1 protein-coding gene is annotated in these 3393 nt (G+C 69.1%); it reads left to right on the top strand.

What is annotated here, in order from left to right:
- Positions 1-13 precede the first annotated feature (13 nt).
- Positions 14-3393 (top strand): non-ribosomal peptide synthetase (locus GTY56_RS18310; protein WP_346345513.1); only part of this gene is annotated, 3380 nt, incomplete at its 3' end.

The raw sequence follows: 3393 nt of genomic DNA, 5'->3' as shown, positions 1-3393 counted from the left end.
CGAGGGTGTGGAGGTGTCGTACGCGGAGCTGGAGGCGCGGGCGAACCGGCTGGCGCGGTTGCTGATTTCCCGGGGTGTTGGTCCGGAGTCGGTGGTCGGTGTGTGCCTTGAGCGTGGTGTCGAGATGGTGGTGGCGCTGCTTGCGGTGGTGAAGGCGGGTGGTGCGTATCTGCCGGTTGATCCGGGCTATCCGGCGGAGCGGGTCGCGTTCATGGTCGAGGATGCGGCACCGGTGGTGACGCTGGTGTCGGCGGGTACGGCCGGTGTGGTGACGGGTCCTGTGGTGGTGCTGGACTCGGCGGATGTGGTCGGGGAGCTCGGGGGGCTTGAGGGGAGTGCGCCGAGTGTGCCGGTGGCGCCGGACAATCCGGCGTATGTGATCTTCACGTCGGGTTCGACGGGGCGTCCGAAGGGTGTGGTGGTCGAGCACCGTTCGGTGACGAGTCTGCTGTCGTGGGCTCGTGAGGAGTTCTCAGCGGATGAGCTCTCGCGGGTTTTGGTGTCGACGTCGTTCAACTTCGATGTGTCGGTGTTCGAGTTGTTCGGTCCGTTGGTGTCGGGCGGCAGTGCGGAGGTCGTGGAGGATCTGCTGGCGCTGGCCGATGGTGGGGCCGGGGTCGGGGATGTGAGTCTGGTCAGTGGTGTGCCGTCGGCGTTTGCGCAGGTGGTGGCCGGTGGTGGGCTTTCCGTGCGGCCGCGGACGGTGGTGCTGGCGGGTGAGGCGCTGACCGCGGATGCGGTCGGGAGCATCCGTGAGGCGTTGCCGGAAGCCCGGGTGGCGAACATTTACGGTCCGACCGAGGCGACGGTGTATGCGACGGCGTGGTCCACGGAGACGGATGTGGACGGGCTGGTGCCGATCGGCCGGCCGATCTCGAATGCGCGGGTGTATGTGCTGGACGGTGCGATGTCGCCGGTGCCGGTGGGTGTTGCGGGTGAGCTGTATATCGCGGGGTCCGGTCTGGCCCGGGGTTATCTGGGTCGTGCGGGGCTGACGGCTGAGCGCTTCGTGGCCGATCCGTTCGGTACGGGCGAGCGGCTCTACCGGACCGGTGACCTGGTGCGGTGGAACGTCGATGGTCAGGTCGAGTATGTGGGCCGGGTCGACGAGCAGGTGAAGGTACGGGGCTTCCGGATCGAGCTGGGCGAGGTCCAGGCGGCCGTCGCCGCGCATCCGCAGGTCTCCCAGGCCGTCGTCACCGTCCGCGAGGACACCCCGGGCGACAAGCGCCTGGTCGCCTACGTCGTACCGGCCGGGGGAGCGGAGGATATCGAACTGGCCACAGCGGTAAGACAGTTCGCCTCCGAACGGCTGCCAGGCCACATGGTCCCCGCCGTCGTGGTCCTCAACGCGCTGCCGCTGAACGACAACGGAAAGCTCGACCGCAAGGCCCTACCCGCCCCGGACCACCGCGACGCGACCGGTGGCACACGCCGTGGTCCGGCCACGCCCCAGGAGGAACTGCTCTGCGGAGTGTTCGCACAGGTCCTGGGCCTGCCGGACGTGGGCGTCGACGACGACTTCTTCGCGCTGGGCGGGCACTCGCTCCTCGCGGTACGGCTGATGAGCCGGGTACGTACGGTGCTGGGTGTCGAGGTGCCACTGCGTGAGCTGTTCGAGGCGCCGACCGCCGCCGGACTCGCCGCCCACCTGGTCGGCGCCGAGGCGGCACGCCCAGCGCTGACCGCGACCGAACGTCCTGAGCGCGTGCCGCTGTCGTACGCCCAGCAGCGGCTGTGGTTCATCGGCCAGCTGGAGGGCCCGAGCGCCACGTACAACACTCCGATCGTCCTGCGTCTGACGGGTGACGTGGACCGTGAGGCGCTCGGCATGGCGCTGCGGGACGTGATCGGCCGGCACGAGGTCCTGCGTACGAAGTTCGCCATCGCCGACGGCGAGCCCTACCAGCACGTGCTCGGCATCGACGAGCTGACTTGGGACCTGAGTGTCGTCGAGATCGCCGCCGCGGAACTCGCCGATGCCGTCGTCGAGGCTGCCAAGTACCCGTTCGACCTGGCGACCGAAGTGCCGATCCGGGCTTGGTTCTTCGACGCGGGTGAAGAGGAAAAGGTGCTGGTGGTCGCGGTCCACCACATCGCCAGCGACGGCTGGTCGCGGGCGCCGTTGGCCAAGGACTTCGCCCAGGCGTACGAGGCGCGCTGCGAGGGCCGTGCCCCCGAGTGGGAGCCGCTGCCGGTGCAGTACGCGGACTACGCGCTGTGGCAGCGGGAGCTGCTCGGCGACGAGCGGGACGCGGACAGCCTCATGTCCCGGCAGATCGCCTACTGGCGCGAGACGCTGGCCGGTGCGCCGCAGGAGCTCGCGTTGCCGTTCGACCGGCCGAGGCCGGCCGTGGCCTCCCACCGCGGGCACGGTGCGCCACTCGTGATCCCGGCCGAGGTGCACGCGCGGCTGGTGGAGGTGGCGCGGGCCGAGGGCGTGACGACGTTCATGGTGTTGCAGGCGGCGCTGGCGGTGCTGCTGTCCCGGCTGGGTGCGGGTACCGACATCCCGATCGGTTCGGCGCACGCCGGGCGCACGGACGAAGCCCTGGACGATCTCGTGGGCTGCTTCGTCAATACGCTGGTGTTGCGGGCGGACCTGACCGAGGATCCGGAATTCACCGAAGTGCTGGCCCGCGTACGGGAGTCGGGGCTTTCTGGCTTCGCGCATCAGGATGTGCCGTTCGAGCGGCTGGTGGAGGAGCTGGCTCCGAGCCGGTCGATGGCCCGGCATCCGCTGTTCCAGGTGGTGCTGACGAAGCAGAACACGATCGACGCGGTGCTCGACCTGCCGACCGCACGCGCCGGAGGTGTCTCGACAGGTGGGCGAGCGGCCAAGTTCGACTTGGACGTGATGGTCCAAGAGGCGTTCGACGCGGATGGCGCCCCGGCAGGTGTGCGTGGCTCGGTGACGGTGGCGTTGGACCTGTTCGACGCGGAGTGGGCCGGGCGGATCGCAGGGGCCTTCGCACGGGTGGTGGAGTCTTTGGTCGGGGCGCCGGAGACACGGCTGAGCGGTGTCCGGATCCTTGATGAGGTTGAGCGTCGTCGGGTGGTGAGTGAGTGGAACGACACGGCGGCTGCTGTGCCCACTGCTCTGGTGCATGAGGTGTTCGGGGCGCAGGTGGCCCGTACTCCTGAGAGCGTGGCGATTGTCGCGGATGGTGTGTCGGTGTCGTATGCGCAGCTGGATGCGCGGGCGAACCGGATTGCGCACTATCTGGTGGGTCAGGGGGTTGGTGCGGAGTCTGTTGTCGGCCTGTCTCTGCCACGTGGTGTGGAGATGGTCGCGGGGATTCTGGGCGTGTGGAAGGCGGGGGCGGCGTATCTGCCGATCGACCCGGCTCAGCCGACGGAGCGGATTTCGTACATGCTCCGTGACAGCCGGGC

The organism is Streptomyces sp. SID5643 (genome assembly GCF_009872555.1).
In the GTDB taxonomy this organism is placed as follows: domain Bacteria; phylum Actinomycetota; class Actinomycetes; order Streptomycetales; family Streptomycetaceae; genus Streptomyces; species Streptomyces iakyrus.
The sequence above is the reverse complement of the archived record's forward strand: the minus strand, read 5'-3'. Positions and strand labels throughout refer to the sequence as shown.